The organism is Streptomyces qinglanensis (assembly GCF_900111245.1).
Taxonomy (GTDB): Bacteria; Actinomycetota; Actinomycetes; order Streptomycetales; family Streptomycetaceae; genus Streptomyces; species Streptomyces qinglanensis.
On sequence record NZ_FOGO01000004.1, the window covers coordinates 159,264 to 176,782 of the forward strand.

Genomic DNA, 17,519 nt, shown 5'->3' on the forward strand with positions numbered 1-17,519 from the left:
GGAGGGCGGCCCACGGTAGGCGGGGGAGTGTGGCACACGGTGCGTGCGGTGTCGTGTGTCACAGTCCGCCAAGTCACTTGAGCCGCACGGAGCAATCCGACAGGGTTTCGAAACGATCCGCCGCGGATCGCCGGACCCCACACTCGGAGGACTCCCTCGGCATGGCACACCATGGGGCACGCCACACGAAACGCCGGATATCCGTCGCGCTCGGCGCCGCTGTCGCCGTCGCGGGCGGAGCGACGCTGCTGACGCTCCCCGCCGACGCCGCACCCCCCGAGGGCACCGTCCTGGGCGCGGGGGCCCGGGGCGCGGTCGAGGGCGACTACATCGTGCTGCTCAAGCGGGACGCCGCCGCCCGCACCCGCACCGCGGCCGCGACCGAGGCCCGCGACCTGGCCGGAGAGTACGGCGGAAAGGTCGAGCACACCTACCACGCCGCGCTGGACGGCTGGTCCGCCAAGGGGCTCAGCGCCCGGGACGCCCGGCGGCTGGCGGCGGACGACAGAGTGGCGAAGGTCGTCCAGAGCCGCGTGATCACCGGCCAGGAGACCCAGACCGAACCGCCGTCCTGGGGACAGGACCGGGTCGACCAGCCCGGACCGGAACTCGACGAGAAGTACACCTACCCCGACAGCGCGGGCGAGGGCGTCACGGCGTACGTCGTCGACAGCGGCGTGCGGGTCAGCCACGAGGACTTCGGCGGCCGGGCCGTCGACGGTTACGACGCCGTGGACGACGACGGGACCGCGCAGGACGGCGCCAACCACGGCACGCACGTCTCCGGCACCCTCGCGGGCACCGAGTACGGCATCGCCAAGAAGGCGAAGATCGTCGCCGTGCGCATCCTGGGCGACGACAACAAGGGCACCACCGCCGACGCCGTCGCCGGCATCGACTGGATGATCGAGGACCACGAGGACGACGGCGGCCCCGCCGTGGCCAACATGAGCATCGGCGGCTTCCAGGACTATGCGCTGGACGAGGCCGTCGAGCGGGCCGTCGACGCGAACATCACCTGCGTGGTGGCCGCCGGCAACGACGGCGGCGACGCCTCCGCCGCCTCCCCGGCCCGGGTGCCGGATGCCATCACCGTCGCCGCGAGCGACCAGCAGGACCGGCGCACGGAGTTCTCCAACTACGGCAAGAGCGTCGACCTGTTCGCCCCCGGCATCGATGTCGTCTCGGCCAGCAACAAGAACGACACCGCCAAGATGGCCGGATGGGGCACCTCCATGGCCACCCCGCACGTCGCGGGAGCCGCAGCGCTCTATCTGAGCCGGCACCCGGACGCCACCCCCGCACAGGTCACCGAGGCACTGCTCGACGGCACCACCGACGGCGCCCTCTCCGGCATCGGCGAGGGGACGCCCAACAAACTACTGCGTGTGGTCAGGTGACACACATTCACGGTCATTTCTGAGCCCCGCCCGTGCGTAACCCCGGAATTCCGGGTAAGCGCACCCCCAGGCCCGCCGCGCCCTTCCCCCACGGGGCACGGCGGGCCTGTCGGGTGCCCGCGAGGCGGCCGCCGCCCCCTACCGCCCGCGGCCGCCGCCGGATACGCCGGAGTTCAGGCCGCGGCGCCGACCGTCGCGCCTCCGCCGGAGGCGACCGCCGCGTAACGCTCCACAACCACCCGCGCCACCTCCGGCGCCGCACCCAGCACGGGCGCGAGCACCTCGGCACCGGCCTCCAGGGCACCGGCCTCGATGCGGTCGGGCAGCCGGCCCGGGGCCAGCACGTAGGGCGCGACGGCCACCCGGCGGGCACCGGCGGCGCGCAGCTCCCGCACGGCGTCGGCCGTGCTGGGCTGAGCAGCGGAGGCGAACGCAGGTCGCACGGCACACCAACCGGTGGTTCGCCGCCACTCCCGCGCCATGTCGGCGATCACTGCGCTCGCCTCCGGGTCGGAGGAACCGGCGGACGCCAGGACGACGCCGGTCCGGGGCGCGTCGCCGGAGCTCAGCCCGGCCGCGCGCAGCCGCCGCTCCAGGGCGGCGGTCAACAGGGGGTGCGGGCCGAGCACCGCCGACTGCCGGACCGCCAGGTCCGGCAGCGCGGCGGCCACCTCGGCCAGTACCCCGGGGAGGTCCGTCTTCGCGTGGAAGGCACGGGTCAGCAGCAGCGGGACGGCGACGGCCTCGCGTACCCCCGCCGTGTACAGCTCCTCCAGCGCGGCGGGCACCGAGGGGGAGTCGAAGTCCAGATAGCAGGCCGCCACCCGGACGCCGGGCAGCAGCAGCCGGACCCGCGCGGCGAGCGCGCCGACCGTCGCGGAGTGCCGCTCGTCGCGGCTCCCGTGCGCGACGAGCAGCAGCGCGGGCGCGGAGGGCGAGGGTGCGGAGGACATCAGCGCAGCAACCCCCGGTGGCGCAGCACCCGCCGCTCGAGGGGTGCGAAGACGAGCAGTTCGATGCCGATGCCCACCAGCAGGATGAGCAGGATCGCGCCGAGCACCAGCGGCATGTCCTGGTAGGCGCGCCCCGTCTCCAGCAGCCGGCCCAGCCCCACGCCCAGCTCGGGCGAGGTGGCGATCAGCTCGGCCGCCATCAGGGAGCGCCAGGAGAACGCCCATCCTTGCTTGAGCCCCGAGATGTAGCCCGGCAGCGCCGCGGGCAGCAGCACGTGCCGTACGCCGCTCAGTCCGGTGGCGCCCAGCACGGTGCCCGCGCGCAGGTGCAGCGGGTCGATCCGGTCGACTCCGGCGACCAGGCCGTTGGCGATGGAGGGCACGGCACCCAGCAGTACCACGGCGTAGATCGTCGCGTCCGTCAGTCCGAACCAGATGATCGCCGCCGGTACCCACGCCACCGAGGGCAGCGACTGCAGTCCGGAGAGGATCGGCCCGATGGCGGCCCGCACCGGCCGGACCCGCGCCACCAGCAGGCCCAGCGGGGTGCCCGCCAGCAGTGCGACCGCGAAGCCCAGCGCGCCGCGGGAGACGCTCTGCCAGACGATGCTCAGGATGGTGCCCTTGTACCACTCCTCGGCCAGCGCGTCCCACACCATGAGCGGGCCCGGCAACTGGTAGTCGGGCTTCAGCTCCAGCGCGAACGCCGTCTGCCACAGCCCCAGCACGAGGACGACCGCCACCAGCGGCGGCAGCGCCTTGCGGCGCAGCAGCACCGGCAGCGGGGTGCGGGACGTGGTGCGGGTGTCGAGCGCGTCGAGCCCCGCCTCCAGCCCGGCCAGGTCCCCGCCGGGCCCGCCGTCCTGCTCCCGGCGGCCGGTGGCCGGCTCCGCCGCGGCGGCGGGCGGTGCCGCCGGTCCGTCCGCGGTCTTCGGGCGCGTCTCAGTGTCGGCCATGGCGGCGGATCTCCCCCCGGAGCTGTTCGGTGATCTCGACGGACAGCGCGGCCACGTCCGCGTCCTCGATACGGCGCGGGTGCGGAATGTCCACCTGCCACTCCCGGGCGACCCTCCCGGGCCGCGAGGAGAGCAGGACGACGCGTTCCGCCAGACGGACCGCCTCCCGGACGTTGTGCGTGACGAACAGGACGGCGACGTTCGTCTCCGCCCGCACGCGGGTCAGCTCCTCGTGCAGCACGTCCCGGGTGATGGCGTCCAGCGCGGCGAACGGCTCGTCCATCAGCAGCAGTTCGCTGTCCTGCGCCAAGGCGCGGGCCAGCGCGACCCGCTGCCGCATCCCGCCGGACAACTCGTGCACCCGCTTGCGGTGCGCGCCCTTGAGGCGGACGAGCTCCAGCAGCCGCTCTGCCTCCGCCGGGCGCTCGGCCTTGGGCATCCCGCGCAGCTTGAGCGCCAGTTCGATGTTCCCGCCCGCCGTCAGCCAGGGGAAGAGCGCGTGCTCCTGGAACATCAGCGCCGGGCGCCCGCCGGGCACCTCGACGGTGCCCGAGGTGGGCGTGTCCAGCCCGGCCACCAGGTTGAGCAGGGTGCTCTTGCCGCAGCCGGACGCGCCGAGCAGGGTGACGAACTCGCCGTCGGCGACGTCGACGCTGATGTCGTCGAGCACCTGCTGGGGGCCGAACGACTTGGAGACGTGCGTGATCCGCGCTGCGGGGCGCGTCGTGGTGGTCGCGGTCACTGTTTCACCTCCTGCGGTGGTCATGGGCGCTCACCGTGCTCCGAGCCCGGCGTCCGACACGGTGGGGCGGCCCTCGTGCCGCAGCACCCGGTTCAGCGGGGCGAGGTCGTAGATCCCCTTCAGCCGCGGCTTCTTCAGCAGCCCGGCCGAGACCGCGTGGTCGGTCTGCTTCCGCAGCGTGGCGGCCAGCGGATCGTCGGTCACCTCGATCCGGGCGAATGCGGAGTCGAGGACCGTGCCGGGCAGCGGCTTGCCCGCGTCCCGCCGCAGCGCCTCGTTGATGCGCTCCTTGGCAGCCTCCGGGTGCGCGCGGATCCACGCGTTGGTCTTCACCGAGCCGCGCAGCACCGCCTCGACCGCCTTCGGATGCTGCCGGAGGAAGTCCTGGCGCACCACCAGGTCGGTGGTGACGAACGCCCCTCCCGGCCACAGCTTCTTCTCGTCCAGCAGAACCTTGCCGCCCTGGCCGGCCAGGACGGAGGCGGTCGGTTCGGGCACCCACGCCCCGTCGATGCCGCCCTGCCGGAAGGTGGTGGGGATCTCCTTGTTGTCCTGCCGCAGCACCGAGGTGTCGCCCGCGCCTGTCTGCGGGTCGACGGTGAGGCCCTTGGTCTTGAGGTAGTGCAGCAGCGCGGCGTCCTGGGTGTTGCCCAACTGCGGGGAGGCGATGCGCTTGCCTTTCAGATCGCCGAGCGAGGCGACCTTCTCCGGATCGACGACCAGCGAGGCGCCGCCGGAAGTGGCGCCGGAGACGATCCGCAGGTTCCTCCCGCCGGACTGCGTGTATCCGTTGACCGAGGGCGAGGGGCCCACCCAGGCCATGTCCACGGCCTTGGCGTTGAGCGCCTCGATCGCCGCCGGACCCGCGTCGAACACCTGCGTGCGCACGCGGGTGCCGCCCAGCTCCTCCGGGATCTGCCCGCCCGAGCGCAGTCCGACCAGCGCCGTGGCGTGGGTGACGTTGGGGAAGTAGCCGATCTTCACCGCGTCCAGCCCGTCGACCTTGCGGCCTCCGGCGGCCGCCGGGTCGGCCCGCTCCACGGCCTTGGACCCGTAGCCGCAGCCCGCGGCGCACAGCAGCGTGGACACGACCAGCAGGGCGGTGCGGGTGCGGCCGGAGGACCGGCTGCGCGGAGCGCGGAGACGGGGCACGGGGAAGTCCTCTCAAGCGGGAAGGGGGATGGCGGCGGGGACGGTGCGCGCGGGTCGGCGCTCGTCACCTGCCGCAGCGCCCCACTCCGCCCTGGCCGCTGCCGCGTGCGCCGCTGCCGATGCGGCCACCGGTCTGGTCGAAGGTCGAGAAGACCTCTCCTGGAATGCCCATCGGCCTAGAAGTCCCAGTCGCCGTCGGGCGCCTCGGCGGCCGGGGCGTCCGCGTCGGCGAACGCCCCGCCGGCCATCCCCGCCGTCAGCGTGCTGCCGTCGGCCGGATCGATCAGCAGGAACGATCCGGTGCGCCGCGAGTCGGTGTACGCGTCGACGGGCAGCGGCTCGGCGGTGCGCAGGACGACGCGGCCGATGTCGTTGGCGGCCAGTTCGCCGGGTTCCGGGTGCTGCGAGAGGTCGGCCAGGGTCAGCCGCGAGGGGATCTCCTTGACCAGCGCCTTGACGGTGCGGGTGGTGTGCTTGAGCAGCACCCGGTCGCCGGGCCGCAGCGGCCGGTCGTGCAGATGGCAGACGGTCGCGGTCAGATCCTGGCTCGGCCGCACCGAGGCGTCCGCGGGAGCGAGCAGGTCGCCGCGCGAGATGTCCAGGTCGTCGGCGAGCCGGACGGTGATCGACTGCGGGGCCCAGGCCACGTCGACCGGCCGGCCCAGCACGTCCAGCGCCGCGACGGTGCTGGAGCGGCCCGAGGGGTGCACGGTGACCCGGTCCCCGACGCGCAGTACACCTGAGGCCAACTGGCCCGCATAGCCGCGGTAGTCGGGGTGCTCTGCGGACTGCGGCCGGATGACGTACTGCACGGGGAAGCGTGCCGGGTCGTCGGTCGGATCGTGGGTGACCGGCACCGTCTCCAGGTGCTCCAGCACGGTCGGCCCGCTGTACCAGTCCATGTGCGCCGAGGGCGCGACCACGTTGTCGCCCTCCAGCGCGGAGATCGGCACAGCGGTCACCTCCGGCACCCCGAGGGAGGTCGCGTAGCGGGAGAACTCGTCCGCGATCGCGGCGAAGACGTCCTCGGCGTAGCCCACCAGGTCCATCTTGTTGACGGCCAGCACCACGTGCGGGACACGCAGCAGGGCTGCCACGGCGGCGTGCCGCCGGGTCTGCTCGACGACCCCGTTGCGCGCGTCCACCAGCACGACGGCCAGCTCCGCCGTGGAGGCGCCGGTGACCATGTTCCGGGTGTACTGCACATGGCCCGGCGTGTCCGCGAGGATGAACCGCCGCCTGGGCGTGGCGAAGTAGCGGTAGGCGACGTCGATGGTGATGCCCTGCTCCCGCTCGGCGCGCAGCCCGTCGGTGAGCAGCGCCAGGTCGGGTGCCTCCTGGCCGCGGGCCTGGGAGGCTCGCGAGACGGCTTCCAACTGGTCGGAGAGCACCGACTTGGAGTCGTGCAGCAGACGGCCCACCAGGGTGGACTTGCCGTCGTCGACGCTTCCGGCGGTGGCGAACCGCAGCAGTGAGGTGGCCGCCAGTGCCTCTGCGGCGTGGCCGGCTCCGGCTGTCGTACTCATCTCTAGAAGTAGCCTTCCCGCTTGCGGTCTTCCATCGCGGCCTCGGAGAGCTTGTCGTCCGCCCGGGTGGCGCCGCGCTCGGTCAGCCGGGAGGCGGCGATCTCCGTGATCACCTTCTCCACCGTGTCCGCGTCGGACTCCACGGCGCCGGTGCAGGACATGTCGCCGACGGTGCGGTAGCGCACCAGGCGCTTCTCCACCCGCTCCCCGTCCGCGGGGCCGCCCCACTCGCCCGGGGCCAGCCACATGCCGGACCGGGAGAAGACCTCCCGGTGGTGCGCGTAGTAGATCGAGGGGAGCGCGATGTCCTCCCGCGCGATGTACTGCCAGACGTCCAACTCGGTCCAGTTCGACAGCGGGAAGACCCGCACGTGCTCGCCCGGGGCGTGCCGCCCGTTGTAGAGCTGCCACAGTTCGGGGCGCTGGCGGCGGGGGTCCCAGCCGCCGAACTCGTCCCGCAGCGAGAAGACCCGCTCCTTGGCCCGCGCCTTCTCCTCGTCCCGGCGCCCGCCGCCGAAGACCGCGTCGAACCGGTGCTCGCCCAGGGCCTCCAGCAGCGGCAGCGTCTGGAGCGGGTTGCGGGTGCCGTCCGGGCGTTCGCGCAGCGTGCCGGCGTCGATGTACTCCTGCACCGAGGCCACGAACAGCCGCAGCCCGTGCTCCGCCACCGTCTCGTCGCGGAAGCGCAGCACCTCGGGGAAGTTGTGCCCGGTGTCCACGTGCAGCAGTCCGAAGGGCGGCGGCGCCGGGGCGAACGCCTTCAGCGCCAGGTGCAGCATCACGATCGAGTCCTTGCCGCCGGAGAAGAGGATCACCGGCCGCTCGAACTCGCCCGCGACCTCGCGGAAGATGTGCACCGCCTCCGACTCCAGCGCGTCCAGATGCGTCAGCGCGAAGGGGTTGTCGGTCTCCTCCGGTGCGCTCACCGCCGTGGTCATAGCAGTCCCCTCTCCTTCAGCAGCGTGTGCAGGGCCGCGGCCGACTCCGCCACCTCGCGCCCGTGGGTGAGCAGGCGCAGGTCCGGGTCGGCCGGCTCCTCGTACGGGTCGTCGACCCCTGTCAGTCCCGTCAGTTCGCCGGCTGCCTGCTTGGCGTACAGGCCCTTCACGTCCCGTTCCGAGCACACCTCGACCGGCGTCGCCACATGCACCTCCAGATAGGGGGTGCCCTCGCGCATGTGCCGCTTGCGTACCGCCTCGCGGCTGTCCGCGTACGGCGCGATCACCGGGACCAGCACGATCACCCCGTGCGAGGCCAGCAGCTCGGAGACGAAGCCGATGCGCTGGACGTTGGTGTCCCGGTCGGTCCGCGAGAAGCCGAGCCCCGCGGAGAGGAAGGTGCGGATCTCGTCCCCGTCCAGCACCTCGGTGCGGTGCCCCTCGCCGCGCAGCCGTTCGGCCAGCGCCGTCGCGACGGTCGTCTTGCCCGCGCTCGGCAGGCCGGTCAGCCACACGGTCGCTCCGCGTGCCCCGCTCATCGGACCCCCTCGGTCGTCCGTCCGTCTCTCCGCGTCCGTCTTGGTGCGTGCGCCGCGGCCGTCACAGGTGCAGCCCGCACTCGGTCTTGCCGCTGCCGGCCCAGCGACCGGCGCGGGCGTCCTCGCCCTCCAGCACCCGGCGGGTGCAGGGGGCGCAGCCGATGGAGGCGTAGCCGTCGCTCAGCAGCGGGTTGGTGAGCACGCCGTGTTCGGCGATGTAGTCGTCCACGTCCTGCTGGCTCCAGCGGGCGATGGGGGAGATCTTGACCTTCTGCCGCTTCTCGTCCCAGCCCACGACGGGGGTGCCCGCGCGGCTCGGCGACTCGTCGCGGCGCAGCCCGGTCGCCCAGGCGTCGTAGTCGCGCAGCCCCTCCTCCAGCGGCTGCACCTTGCGCAGCGCGCAGCACAGGTCGGGGTCGCGGTCGTGCAGCGCGGGACCGTGCTCGGCGTCCTGTTCGGCGACCGTCCGGCGGGGCGTGAGGGTGACGACGTCCACGTTCATGACGGCCTGGACGGCGTCGCGGGTGCCGATGGTCTCGGGGAAGTGGTAGCCGGTGTCGAGGAAGACGACCCGCACCCCGGGGAAGACCCGGGAGGCGAGGTGGGCCACGACGGCGTCCTCCATGGAGGAGGTGACGCAGAACCGGTGCCCGAAGGTGTCGGCGGCCCAGCGCAGCACCTCCAGCGCGTCGGCCTCCTCCAGCTCCCGGCCCGCCTGCTCGGCCAGCGGCCGCAGCTCGTCGGGGGAGCGGCGCCGGGCTATGTGCGCGGTGCTCATGAGTCGGAGTCCTCTCCGTGGAGACCGTCGGTGTGTGCACCGTCGTGGTGTGCCGCCTGCAGCCCGGAGGCCAGCAGTCCGAGGAACTTCAGCCGGAAGGCCCGGTTGCAGGCGGCGCACTCCCAGGCAGCGCCCTGGCCCCGGGGCGTCTCCAGCTCGCTGGGACGCAGGTCCTCGTCCCCGCAGTAGGGGCAGTGGAAGGGTGCGGCACGCTCGCTCACTTGAGGTCCTCCTCCGCGGCGCGCGCCGCCCACTGGGCGAACCGCTCGCCCTCCTCGCGCTGGTCCTGGAAGGCGCGCAGCACGCGTTCGACGTAGTCGGGGAGTTCCGCCGCCGTGACCTTCAGCCCGCGCACCTTGCGGCCGAAGCCCGGGTCCATGCCCAGCGAGCCGCCCAGGTGCACCTGGAAGCCCTCCACCTGGTTGCCGTCGGCGTCGGTGACCAGTTGGCCCTTGAGGCCGATGTCGGCGACCTGGATGCGGGCGCAGGAGTTGGGGCAGCCGTTGACGTTGATGGTGACGGGCTGGTCGAAGCCGGGGAGCCTGCGCTCCAGTTCGTCGATCAGCCAGGATCCGCGGCCCTTGGTCTCCACGATGGCGAGCTTGCAGAACTCGATGCCGGTGCACGCCATCGTCCCGCGCCGGAAGACGGAGGGCCGGGTCGTCAGGTCGAGTGCCTCCAGGCCCTCGGCCAGCGACTCGACCTGGTCCTCCGGAACGTCGAGCACGATCATCTTCTGTTCGACGGTGGTGCGGACCCGGCCCGAGCCGTGGGCCTCGGCCAGGTCGGCGATCTTGCTGAGCGTGGTGCCGTCGACCCGGCCCACCCGCGGTGCGAAGCCCACGTAGTAGCGGCCGTCCCGCTGCTGGTGCACGCCGACGTGGTCGCGCCACTCGCGGGGCGGCTGCGCGGGGGCCGGGCCGTCGGTCAGCTTCCGTCCGAGGTACTCCTCCTCCAGGATCCGCCGGAATTTCTCCGGGCCCCAGTCGGCGACCAGGAACTTCAGCCGGGCGCGGGTGCGCAGCCGCCGGTAGCCGTAGTCGCGGAAGATGCCGGTGACGCCCTCGTGGACCTCGGCGACCTCCTCCAGCGGCACCCACGCGCCCAGCCGCTGCCCCAGCTTGGGGTTGGTGGACAGCGCGCCGCCGACCCACACGTCGAAGCCGGGGCCGTGCTCGGGGTGGTCCACGCCGACGAACGCCACGTCGTTGATCTCGTGCGCGACGTCCAGCAGCGGCGAACCGGAGACGGCCGTCTTGAACTTGCGGGGCAGGTTGGAGTACGCCGGGTTGCCCACGACGCGCCGGTTGATCTCCTCGATGGCGGGCGTGCCGTCGATGATCTCGTCTGCCGCGATACCCGCGACGGGGGAGCCGAGGATGACGCGCGGGGTGTCGCCGCATGCCTCGGTGGTGGACAGTCCCACGCCCTCCAGCCGCCGCCAGATCTCCGGCATGTCCTCGATCCGGATCCAGTGGAACTGCACGTTCTGCCGGTCGGTGATGTCGGCGGTGCCGCGGGCGAACTCCTGCGAGACGTCGCCGATGACGCGGAGCTGCTCGGTGGTCAGCCGTCCGCCGTCGATGCGGACGCGGAGCATGAAGTACTCGTCGTCCAGCTCCTCCGGCTCCAGCACCGCGGTCTTGCCGCCGCTGATGCCGGGCTTGCGCTGGGTGTAGAGGCCCCACCAGCGCATCCGGCCGCGCAGGTCGGCGCTGTCGATGGAGGCGAAGCCGCGCTGGGCGTAAATCGTCTCAATGCGTGTCCGCACGTTGAGACCGTCGTCGTCCTTCTTGGTCTGCTCGTTGCCGTTGAGCGGCGTGAAGTGACCTGCGGCCCACTGGCCCTCGCCGCGGTGGCGTCCTGCCTTGCGGCGGGTGGGGGCTGCGGGGCGCTCGGAGGTGTCGGCCATGGCGGGGGATCCTTCGGGCAGGGGGCGCGGGCGACGCACGTCGGGCGGGTGTGCGGGCACGCCGGGCGGTCCCGCACTCGGGTGGAGCGGTTCAGGCGCCCGTACGCAGGGGTTTCGGCGCCGGTTCCAGGCGGCTCGCCCGCGACGATGAGGGCGGCGGCTGCGGATCGGCGGTGCCGGACCGGCGTCGGGGGACGCCGGGAGGGGGCTGTCGGAACGGCGGTGCTGTGACTGTCAGCCCGCCGGACAGATGGCGCTGGACACGCGAACGAGGTCGACGTGACGTCGACTCACCAAGGCGATTCCAGCGCGAGACATGGCGGAAGCCTTGCATGCGCGTCAGACGTCAGTCCACTGCCATCCGTATCCTGGACAAAAGAATCCCGATAAATGAGATCGGAGAGGGTTCGGGCCTCACGCCAGCCCGGCGCCGCGCGCGGCCAGGTGCGCTGCCAGACCCACCACGAGCGCGGCGGGAACGGCCGGCAGGCCCCGCAGCAGGGCCCGGCCCAGCGCCCGCCACGCACCCTCGGTGCGCACCCGCCGCCGTGCCGCCCGTGCGGCCAGTCCCGCCGCGGCGAGCGAACCCCCGGCGGCGAGCCAGCACCCCACCGAGAACCACGGCCCGCCCCGGAACGACAGCCAGGGGCCGAACGGCCCCGCCGCGAGGACGAGGGAGAACAGCAGAATCCAGGACCACGACACGCGGCCCACCCGCTCGGCGAGGAACAGCACCGGCAGGACCAGGAACACGGTCGTCAGCAGGCATCCCGCGGTCAGTACCGGCAGCGCGACCAGCAGCAGGACGGTCCCGTACAGGGTGTCGCGGAGGTCGACGGGATCGGCGAGCGCGGTCGAGGCGAACACCCACAGCGCCACGCAGGCGCAGACCAGCGTGGCCGTACCGACCAGTACGGCGCGCCCGCGACCGGGCCGGCGCGACGGAACGGGCCGCGGGCGCACCGGCTGCGGCGGCACGGATCAGGCCCCGGGCCAGGGCCCCGGCGTCGGGACGTCCGGCTCCTGCTCCGTCTCCGTGCGGTACACCCGGAAGCCGCGGCGCTCGTAGTTGGCCCGCGCGTGGGCCCCGTCCCGGGAGCAGGTGTGCACCCAGACCCGGGTGGTGGGCCGGTGGCCCTCCCAGCGGTCGGCCAGGTCCCAGGCGCGTGCCGTCCCGAGGCTGAGCAGGTGCCCGCCGAGCCCGCGGCCGCGGAAGGCGGGCAGCAGCCCGAAGTAGCTGATCTCCACGGTCCCCTCGGCGGCTCCGCTCGCGCCGTCCAGCTCGATGAACCCGGCAGGCGTGCCCCGGTGGTGGGCGACCCAGGTCTCGACCCCGGGACGATCGAGGAAGTCCCGCCACTGCGCGCGCGTCCACGGCAGCCGGTCCACCCAGGTCGTGTCCCCGCCGACCGCGGTGTACAGGAACCGGCTGAACTCCGGGCTCGGCACCTCGGCGCGCTCCACCCGGAGGGCGGCGGCCTCCTCCGGCTCCCGCGCCGGTACCCGGTCCGCGGCCGAGGTCTGCTCCAGATACCAGGTGGTGACGTCGACGGTCGCACTCATGGGGCCAGCCAACCACGCCGGTCCCGGCCGCCTCACCCGGCCCCCTCAGCCGGACACCTTCTCCCGGCCCCCTCAGCGCAGCATGCGCAGCCCTCTGACCCGGTTGACCGCCGCGGCCGTCTCGAAGCGGCGCGGTGCGGCGAAATCCTCGTCCCGAATGCCGAGCAGCGGCCCGGTCGGGCCGTCCGCCAGCACCTCGTCCAGCAGATCGAGGGCCTCGGCCAGCGGGCGCCGGCCGTCCAGCAGCCCGCGCCGCACCATCAGCTCCAGCGCCAGCCCGATCCCGGTGACCTGGCGCGGATCGGCGATCTGCTCGACGGCCCGCAGGTCCACCTCGTGGTCGCCGAAGGTCAGCACGTCCTCGCCGCGGGCGCGGATCCGGGACCGTCCGCGGACCTCCGCGTCCAGGGACGCGGGATCGGGCACCCGCGCGACGACGCCGGGGAAGGACTCCGCCTCGGCGTGCCGCCCGGTGGGCACCGCCGCGATCGCGCGTGCCCGCTCGGTGACGTCCGAGGGCCGGTAGGCGTCCATCATCACGACCCGGTCGGCGACCTCCAGATAGTCCCCTGACCCGCCCATCACCAGCACGGTCGAGACGCCGTGGTCCCGGTGGAGCGAGCGGATGGTGTCCACCAGCGGGGTCAGCGGTTCGCGGTCCTTGGCGACCAGCGACTGCATCCGGGCGTCCCGGATCATCAGGTTCGTGGCCGCGGTGTCCTCGTCGATCAGCAGGACCCGGGCCCCCGCCTCCACGGCCTCGCACAGCGAGGCGGCCTGCGAGGTGGACCCGGAGGCGTTCTCCGTGGAGAAGTCCGAGGTGTCCGAACCGTCCGGCAGATGGTCGACGAACGCGTGCACATCCACCCGCTCGACGCGCCGGCCGTCCTCGGCCCGCAGCTTCACCGTCTCGTTCCGTGAGACGACCAACTCGCGCCCGTCACCCGGCACATGATCCCAGATGCCGGTCTCCAGGGCGCGCAGCAGCGTCGACTTGCCGTGGAACCCACCGCCGACGACCAGGTTCACCCCCTCCGGCACCCCCATGCCGGTCACCGGACCCGCGTGCGGCAGCTCGATCGTCACCCGCAAATCGGCGGGCGAGGCGAACGGCACCACGCCGCCGCCCGCGGCCGGCCGGTCGTCCACCCCGCTGCGCCGCGGCAGCACCGCGCCGTCGGCGACGAAACCGACCAGCCCGCGCCCCGCCAACGCGTCCCGCAGCGCCACGGAGTCCTCGACCGTCTCGACGAAGCGCTCGACCGCCGCCGCGTCCAGCGCCGGGTGGCGCAGCGCCTGCTCGACCACCCCGGGGAGCACCCGGCACAGCAGCCGTTCGGCCTCCCGCGCGTCGATCCGCCGCCCGTGCCCCGGAAGGGCCGCACCCAGCCGCAGCGTCACCGAGCCGTCCTCGCCGCTGACGGTGCACGAACTGCGCTCCAGCACCTCCTGGCCGCCCGCGTCCACCCGCAGCGCCCGCTCCCCGCGCACCGCACGTGCGGCCTGCCGCACCAGATACGAGGCGAGCGCGCGCCGCCGGGTGGCGGTCGTCAGCAGTTCGGGCGGGAGCGCGGCCAGCGGGCCCGGTACGTGCACCGCGACCCGGGCCGGCGGCGCATAGGGGTCGGACTGGCCGCGCACCAGCTCCAGGGTCTCCCCGCCGGGCATCTCCCAGCGCCCCACCAGGCCCTTGTAGCGGCCGTACTGCGCGCCCTCCAACGTCCGCAGCTCGGCCGCCAGTCCGGTGCGCGGACCGTGCGGCCGGTGCTCGCCGTGGTCGGCGCGTCCCGGACGGCCGCGCGGGGGACCGCCGTGTCCGTGGGCGCGCTGCCCGCCGCGTGGCCCTCCGTGGCCGCCGCGTCCGTAGGACCTGCCGCCGCCGCGCCGCTGCCCGCCGGCTCCCGAGGACTGCTCCCGCACGCCGCTCGCCTGCCTTCCTGTGTCTCCGGCTGCTCTCCGTCGGCTGTGGTGCCGGCCGCCGGGTGTGCTGTGGCCGCCGACCGTGGTGCGGCCCCGGTGGCCGCCGTGCCGGGCACCGGGGCCGCGCGGAACCCGACGATACGGGTCCGAACCGACCGGCCCGAAACCTGCCCGCGGTCCGGGACGTCCGCGCCTGCGGCCGGGATCGGCCGGGAGCGGCCGGAGAACGTTTGCGCAGCAGTCGGGGAGCAGTCGGGAAGCGGTCGGGGAGCGGTCGGGAAGCAGCCGGGGAGCAGCCGCGAACGGCCGGGGAGCAGCCGCCGACGGTCGAGGAGGGGTTGGGGAGGGGCCGGGGAACGGGAGTGCCGGTCCGCACGGCCAAGCATCCCCAGAAGGGGTCAAATTCCGGCACACGCCGTCTTCTTGGGGAAAACGCCCATATTCTCTCGTTCAGTGGGGCTGTTGCAAGGACGGCTCCCCGCCCCCGGCCGACCACCGGGACCACCGCGAGAGAGGGGGCACCATGTCCGCGCTGCGCTGGGCAGCCGCCCTCGGCAACGCCGACTGGCACTTGGCCGCACCCCTGCTCGCCGCCCTCGCGACGGCCTGGCACACCGACATCGCCACCGTCACCACGGGCCTCGCCGCCTACTCGCTCGGCCAGGGGCTCGCGATGCCGCTGTGGGGCTGGCTGGCCGACCGCTACGGGCCGGGCCGCAGCCTGCGCACCGGGCTGCTGGTGGCGGCAGCCGCCTCCGTGGGTTCGGCGCTGTGCCCCGGCCCCGGCTGGTGGATCGCGCTGCGGGCCACCGCGGGCGCGGGCTTCGCCACCGTCATCCCCTCGGTCTCGCTCTACTACGGCTCGTTGCGGCCCGCGCAGGCCCGGCAGCGCGCGTTCGCCACCCTCACCTCCGTCACCGCCGCCAGCGGCATCGCCTCGCCGGTCCTCGCGGACACCGTGCTGCGCTGCGGCTCGTGGCGGCCGGCGTTCGCCGTCATCGCCCTGCTCACCGCCGTGACGGTCTGCCGGATCCGGGCCGCCACCCGCGCCGCCCCCGTCCGGGTGGACGTCGGCGGCGCGTACGAGGACCCGCCGGACGCCGTGCCGAGCCGGACCTCCGTCGCGTACTGCACGGTGCTCGGCCTCGGCGCCGCCGAAGGAGCGGTGATGCTCGGGCTGCCCGCCCTCCTCGCCCCCGCCCTGGCCACCGCCGGAAGCCAGGCGTCGACCTCCGCGGTCCTGGTCATCTACGCACTCGGCGTGCTCACCAGCACACTGGTGCTGCGCCGCCACGCGCGCGTGTGGGGCCCCATGCGGCTGCTGGCCACCGGCGGGTCGATGGGCGTCACCGGCGCGCTCCTGGCCGCGCTGGTACCGGGCACGGCCGTACTGATGCTGTGCGCCGCGCTGCTGGGGACCGCCTGGAGCTACCTCCACACCACCCTGCAGACCTGGCTGCCCTGGCTGCTCCCGGCCCCGGCCCGGGGCCGCGCGGTGTCGCTCTTCTCGGCCTCGGCCATACTCTCCAGCTCCGCGACGGTCGGCCTGACCTCGTCCCTCCTCCAGGACGGGCGGCACGCCACCGTCTTCGCCGCGGGCGGCATCCTGTGCGCCGCGCTCACCTGCTGGACGCTGTACGTCGCCCGCCGCTGGCGGTGACGCGGCGAGTGGCCCCGCCGGCGGTGACGCGGCGAGTGGCGCCCGCCGGCGATGACGCGGCGAGTGGCGCCCGCCGGCGGTGACCGGCATGCGGCGTGGCTCAGCCGGGGTCGCCGCCCGGCACCGGCGCGCCCGAGGGCATGCCCGCGGCCACGTACGCGTCGTAGCGGCCCCGCCAGTCGGTTGCCGTGCCGTCGTGCGGCCCGGAGGGGCTGCCGCCAGTGAGCAGCTTCACCAGCTCGTCCAGGCACACATCCCAGCCGGCCGCGTTCCGGGCGGCCGCCGACCGCGCCTCCAGCACGTCCGTGAGGGTGAGCACGCACCCCTCGCCGCGCCGGGTGAGCCGGAAGAGCAGTTCGTCATCCCCCCAGGTGTAGGAGAGCCGGTGGGGCGCGTCGAACTCCAGGACCGTGCCGGACTGGTCCTCGGCGTACGGGTCGCCCGCGAAGTCGACCCGGCCGCCCACCGTCGGCTCCATGTGCACGGTCGGCGAGGGGAACCAGGCCGCCATCCGGCCCGGCTCCGTCAGTGCCTGCCACACCTCCTGCACGCCCGCCGGGATCGCGCGCTCCAGTTGTACGGCCGGCTCCCCGTCCCGCTCCACGAAGATCCCCAGTTCCACGCTCATCCCACGCTCACGCCCTTCGCCTCGCCCGCTGCCGCGGCGGCCGTCCCGCCGAGTCTCCCGCCGGGCCCGCACGTCCGCCGCCGGGGCGCGCCCGTCCGGGGGACCGCTGTGCCCTTCGCCGGCCCTGCTGTGGCGGTCCGATTCCCGGCATTGCAGGTCAGCAGCGCAGCGCGCCTTCGGCGCGCGCCGTGGGCGTGGTAAATCCCGTGGCGTGTGCCGGGGGTGCTTCTGTCTGCCCTGACGTGAGCCGCTACGGGTCCCAGACCTCCGGTGGCGGCCTGTGGATAACCTCGCTGACCTGCGCGCTTTCTGCGGCATCGATTGTGTGAAACTTGTTGAGATGCCTGCCGGATGGATAGAGTCTTCTGGTGACCGAGACCACCGCGCCGGAGCTTCCGGGGATGCCGGAACCCGCTGTGCTGCGTCGGGTCGAGGCCGATGGAAAGTGCTTGGTCAGCCGTGGCGGGTCGGTGCTGTTTGTGTACGACGCGGCGGATCGCGGGATGCGCAACCTCGCGGTGGTGGCGGTCACTGACGCAGGCGTCGCGGTCCAGGAGGCGGCTGTGGCCTTCGGGCTGACTCCGCAGTACGTTTCGATGCTTCGCGGGCGGGCCCGCCGGGACGGCTCGGCCGGCCTGGTCAAGCCGATGGGGCGGCGCCCGAAACTGACTGCACGTCAAGTCGAGCAGGCCGGCGGTGGGCCGGTGAGGGATGGACCCAGGAACAGATCGCGGTGCGACTGGACATCCACCGTTCCCAGATCAGCCTGCTGCTCGCCAGGCACGGCGCGATAGCGCCACATCCTCGGCTCCCGCTGCCTGCCGGGGAAACGGAGCAGTCGGAGCCGGTCGT

Annotated in this window: 18 protein-coding genes; 3 read left to right on the forward strand and 15 right to left on the reverse strand. The window is 73.7% G+C overall.

The genetic code is table 11. The annotated features are described in order from the left end of the window. The first annotated feature begins 161 nt into the window (after window positions 1–161). Window positions 162–1,400 (forward strand): S8 family peptidase, encoded by a 1,239-nt coding sequence (locus BMX65_RS10490; RefSeq protein ID WP_074999936.1) that lies wholly within the window; start codon window positions 162–164, stop codon window positions 1,398–1,400. Window positions 1,401–1,573: 173 nt separating this feature from the next. On the opposite strand, the gene BMX65_RS10495 is transcribed toward BMX65_RS10490, so the two are convergent. The 14 genes from BMX65_RS10495 to BMX65_RS10560 form a co-directional block, all read right to left on the reverse strand. Beyond that, window positions 1,574–2,353 carry a sirohydrochlorin chelatase gene (locus BMX65_RS10495; RefSeq protein ID WP_074999937.1) on the reverse strand — a complete coding sequence of 260 codons (780 nt, stop codon included), beginning with the start codon at window positions 2,351–2,353 and terminating at the stop codon, window positions 1,574–1,576. Further along, on the reverse strand, window positions 2,353–3,309 hold the full coding sequence (locus BMX65_RS10500) for an ABC transporter permease (protein WP_074999938.1): 957 nt from the start codon (window positions 3,307–3,309) through the stop codon (window positions 2,353–2,355). Before BMX65_RS10500 ends, BMX65_RS10495 begins: the two co-directional genes overlap by 1 nt. After that, window positions 3,296–4,075, reverse strand: coding sequence for an ABC transporter ATP-binding protein (locus BMX65_RS10505; protein ID WP_074999939.1), 780 nt, complete (start codon window positions 4,073–4,075; stop codon window positions 3,296–3,298). The genes BMX65_RS10500 and BMX65_RS10505 overlap by 14 nt, the downstream gene beginning before the upstream one ends. Window positions 4,076–4,081: 6 nt before the next feature. After that, the gene (locus BMX65_RS10510; RefSeq protein WP_074999940.1) at window positions 4,082–5,203 is read right to left on the reverse strand and encodes an ABC transporter substrate-binding protein; all 1,122 of its coding nucleotides are present in this window, start codon (window positions 5,201–5,203) and stop codon (window positions 4,082–4,084) included. A 176-nt stretch (window positions 5,204–5,379) separates the two neighbouring features. Further along, on the reverse strand, window positions 5,380–6,729 hold the full coding sequence (locus BMX65_RS10520) for a sulfate adenylyltransferase subunit 1 (protein WP_074999942.1): 1,350 nt from the start codon (window positions 6,727–6,729) through the stop codon (window positions 5,380–5,382). 2 nt (window positions 6,730–6,731) lie between these two features. After that, the gene (gene cysD / locus BMX65_RS10525) at window positions 6,732–7,667 is read right to left on the reverse strand and encodes a sulfate adenylyltransferase subunit CysD (protein ID WP_074999943.1); all 936 of its coding nucleotides are present in this window, start codon (window positions 7,665–7,667) and stop codon (window positions 6,732–6,734) included. Next, entirely contained in the window at window positions 7,664–8,206 is a 543-nt protein-coding gene (cysC, locus tag BMX65_RS10530) for an adenylyl-sulfate kinase (RefSeq protein WP_074999944.1), read from the reverse strand. The genes cysD and cysC overlap by 4 nt, the downstream gene beginning before the upstream one ends. 61 nt (window positions 8,207–8,267) lie before the next feature. After that, window positions 8,268–8,984 (reverse strand): phosphoadenylyl-sulfate reductase, encoded by a 717-nt coding sequence (locus BMX65_RS10535; RefSeq protein WP_074999945.1) that lies wholly within the window; start codon window positions 8,982–8,984, stop codon window positions 8,268–8,270. Next, window positions 8,981–9,205: a hypothetical protein gene (locus BMX65_RS10540; protein ID WP_074999946.1), complete on the reverse strand. Its 225-nt coding sequence runs from the start codon at window positions 9,203–9,205 to the stop codon at window positions 8,981–8,983. The genes BMX65_RS10535 and BMX65_RS10540 overlap by 4 nt, the downstream gene beginning before the upstream one ends. Continuing rightward, a complete protein-coding gene (locus BMX65_RS10545) occupies window positions 9,202–10,896 on the reverse strand; it encodes a nitrite/sulfite reductase (RefSeq protein WP_074999947.1) in 1,695 nt (564 codons plus the stop codon). Before BMX65_RS10545 ends, BMX65_RS10540 begins: the two co-directional genes overlap by 4 nt. 234 nt (window positions 10,897–11,130) lie before the next feature. Continuing rightward, the gene (locus BMX65_RS34135) at window positions 11,131–11,214 is read right to left on the reverse strand and encodes a putative leader peptide (protein ID WP_312000843.1); all 84 of its coding nucleotides are present in this window, start codon (window positions 11,212–11,214) and stop codon (window positions 11,131–11,133) included. A 96-nt stretch (window positions 11,215–11,310) separates the two neighbouring features. Beyond that, a complete protein-coding gene (locus BMX65_RS32025; protein WP_218158012.1) occupies window positions 11,311–11,775 on the reverse strand; it encodes a hypothetical protein in 465 nt (154 codons plus the stop codon). Window positions 11,776–11,877: 102 nt separating this feature from the next. Continuing rightward, window positions 11,878–12,459 (reverse strand): GNAT family N-acetyltransferase, encoded by a 582-nt coding sequence (locus tag BMX65_RS10555; RefSeq protein ID WP_177214234.1) that lies wholly within the window; start codon window positions 12,457–12,459, stop codon window positions 11,878–11,880. A 72-nt stretch (window positions 12,460–12,531) separates the two neighbouring features. Continuing rightward, window positions 12,532–14,379 (reverse strand): ABC-ATPase domain-containing protein, encoded by a 1,848-nt coding sequence (locus BMX65_RS10560; RefSeq protein WP_074999950.1) that lies wholly within the window; start codon window positions 14,377–14,379, stop codon window positions 12,532–12,534. A 523-nt stretch (window positions 14,380–14,902) separates the two neighbouring features. Between BMX65_RS10560 and BMX65_RS10565 the strand changes: the two genes are divergently transcribed. Further along, a complete protein-coding gene (locus BMX65_RS10565) occupies window positions 14,903–16,039 on the forward strand; it encodes an MFS transporter (protein ID WP_074999951.1) in 1,137 nt (378 codons plus the stop codon). A 100-nt stretch (window positions 16,040–16,139) separates the two neighbouring features. Here BMX65_RS10565 and BMX65_RS10570 read toward each other — a convergent pair whose 3' ends face one another. Next, window positions 16,140–16,667 carry an SRPBCC family protein gene (locus BMX65_RS10570; RefSeq protein ID WP_074999952.1) on the reverse strand — a complete coding sequence of 176 codons (528 nt, stop codon included), beginning with the start codon at window positions 16,665–16,667 and terminating at the stop codon, window positions 16,140–16,142. 368 nt (window positions 16,668–17,035) lie between these two features. On the opposite strand from BMX65_RS10570, the gene BMX65_RS32800 reads away from it, so the two are divergent. Continuing rightward, entirely contained in the window at window positions 17,036–17,461 is a 426-nt protein-coding gene (locus BMX65_RS32800) for a hypothetical protein (protein ID WP_162637648.1), read from the forward strand. Window positions 17,462–17,519 lie beyond the last annotated feature (58 nt).

Excerpts from the sequence above, each read along its gene's own strand:
- BMX65_RS10505 (WP_074999939.1), bottom strand. The coding sequence starts at position 4,075 with ATGACCACCGCAGGAGGTGAAACAGTGACCGCGACCACCACGACGCGC.
- BMX65_RS10545 (WP_074999947.1), bottom strand. The coding sequence starts at position 10,896 with ATGGCCGACACCTCCGAGCGCCCCGCAGCCCCCACCCGCCGCAAGGCA.
- cysD (WP_074999943.1), bottom strand. The coding sequence starts at position 7,667 with ATGACCACGGCGGTGAGCGCACCGGAGGAGACCGACAACCCCTTCGCG.
- BMX65_RS10490 (WP_074999936.1), top strand. The coding sequence starts at position 162 with ATGGCACACCATGGGGCACGCCACACGAAACGCCGGATATCCGTCGCG.
- BMX65_RS10570 (WP_074999952.1), bottom strand. The coding sequence starts at position 16,667 with ATGAGCGTGGAACTGGGGATCTTCGTGGAGCGGGACGGGGAGCCGGCC.
- BMX65_RS10565 (WP_074999951.1), top strand. The coding sequence starts at position 14,903 with ATGTCCGCGCTGCGCTGGGCAGCCGCCCTCGGCAACGCCGACTGGCAC.
- BMX65_RS10495 (WP_074999937.1), bottom strand. The coding sequence starts at position 2,353 with ATGTCCTCCGCACCCTCGCCCTCCGCGCCCGCGCTGCTGCTCGTCGCG.
- cysC (WP_074999944.1), bottom strand. The coding sequence starts at position 8,206 with ATGAGCGGGGCACGCGGAGCGACCGTGTGGCTGACCGGCCTGCCGAGC.
- BMX65_RS10500 (WP_074999938.1), bottom strand. The coding sequence starts at position 3,309 with ATGGCCGACACTGAGACGCGCCCGAAGACCGCGGACGGACCGGCGGCA.
- BMX65_RS10535 (WP_074999945.1), bottom strand. The coding sequence starts at position 8,984 with ATGAGCACCGCGCACATAGCCCGGCGCCGCTCCCCCGACGAGCTGCGG.
- BMX65_RS34135 (WP_312000843.1), bottom strand. The coding sequence starts at position 11,214 with ATGTCTCGCGCTGGAATCGCCTTGGTGAGTCGACGTCACGTCGACCTC.
- BMX65_RS10555 (WP_177214234.1), bottom strand. The coding sequence starts at position 12,459 with ATGAGTGCGACCGTCGACGTCACCACCTGGTATCTGGAGCAGACCTCG.
- BMX65_RS10520 (WP_074999942.1), bottom strand. The coding sequence starts at position 6,729 with ATGAGTACGACAGCCGGAGCCGGCCACGCCGCAGAGGCACTGGCGGCC.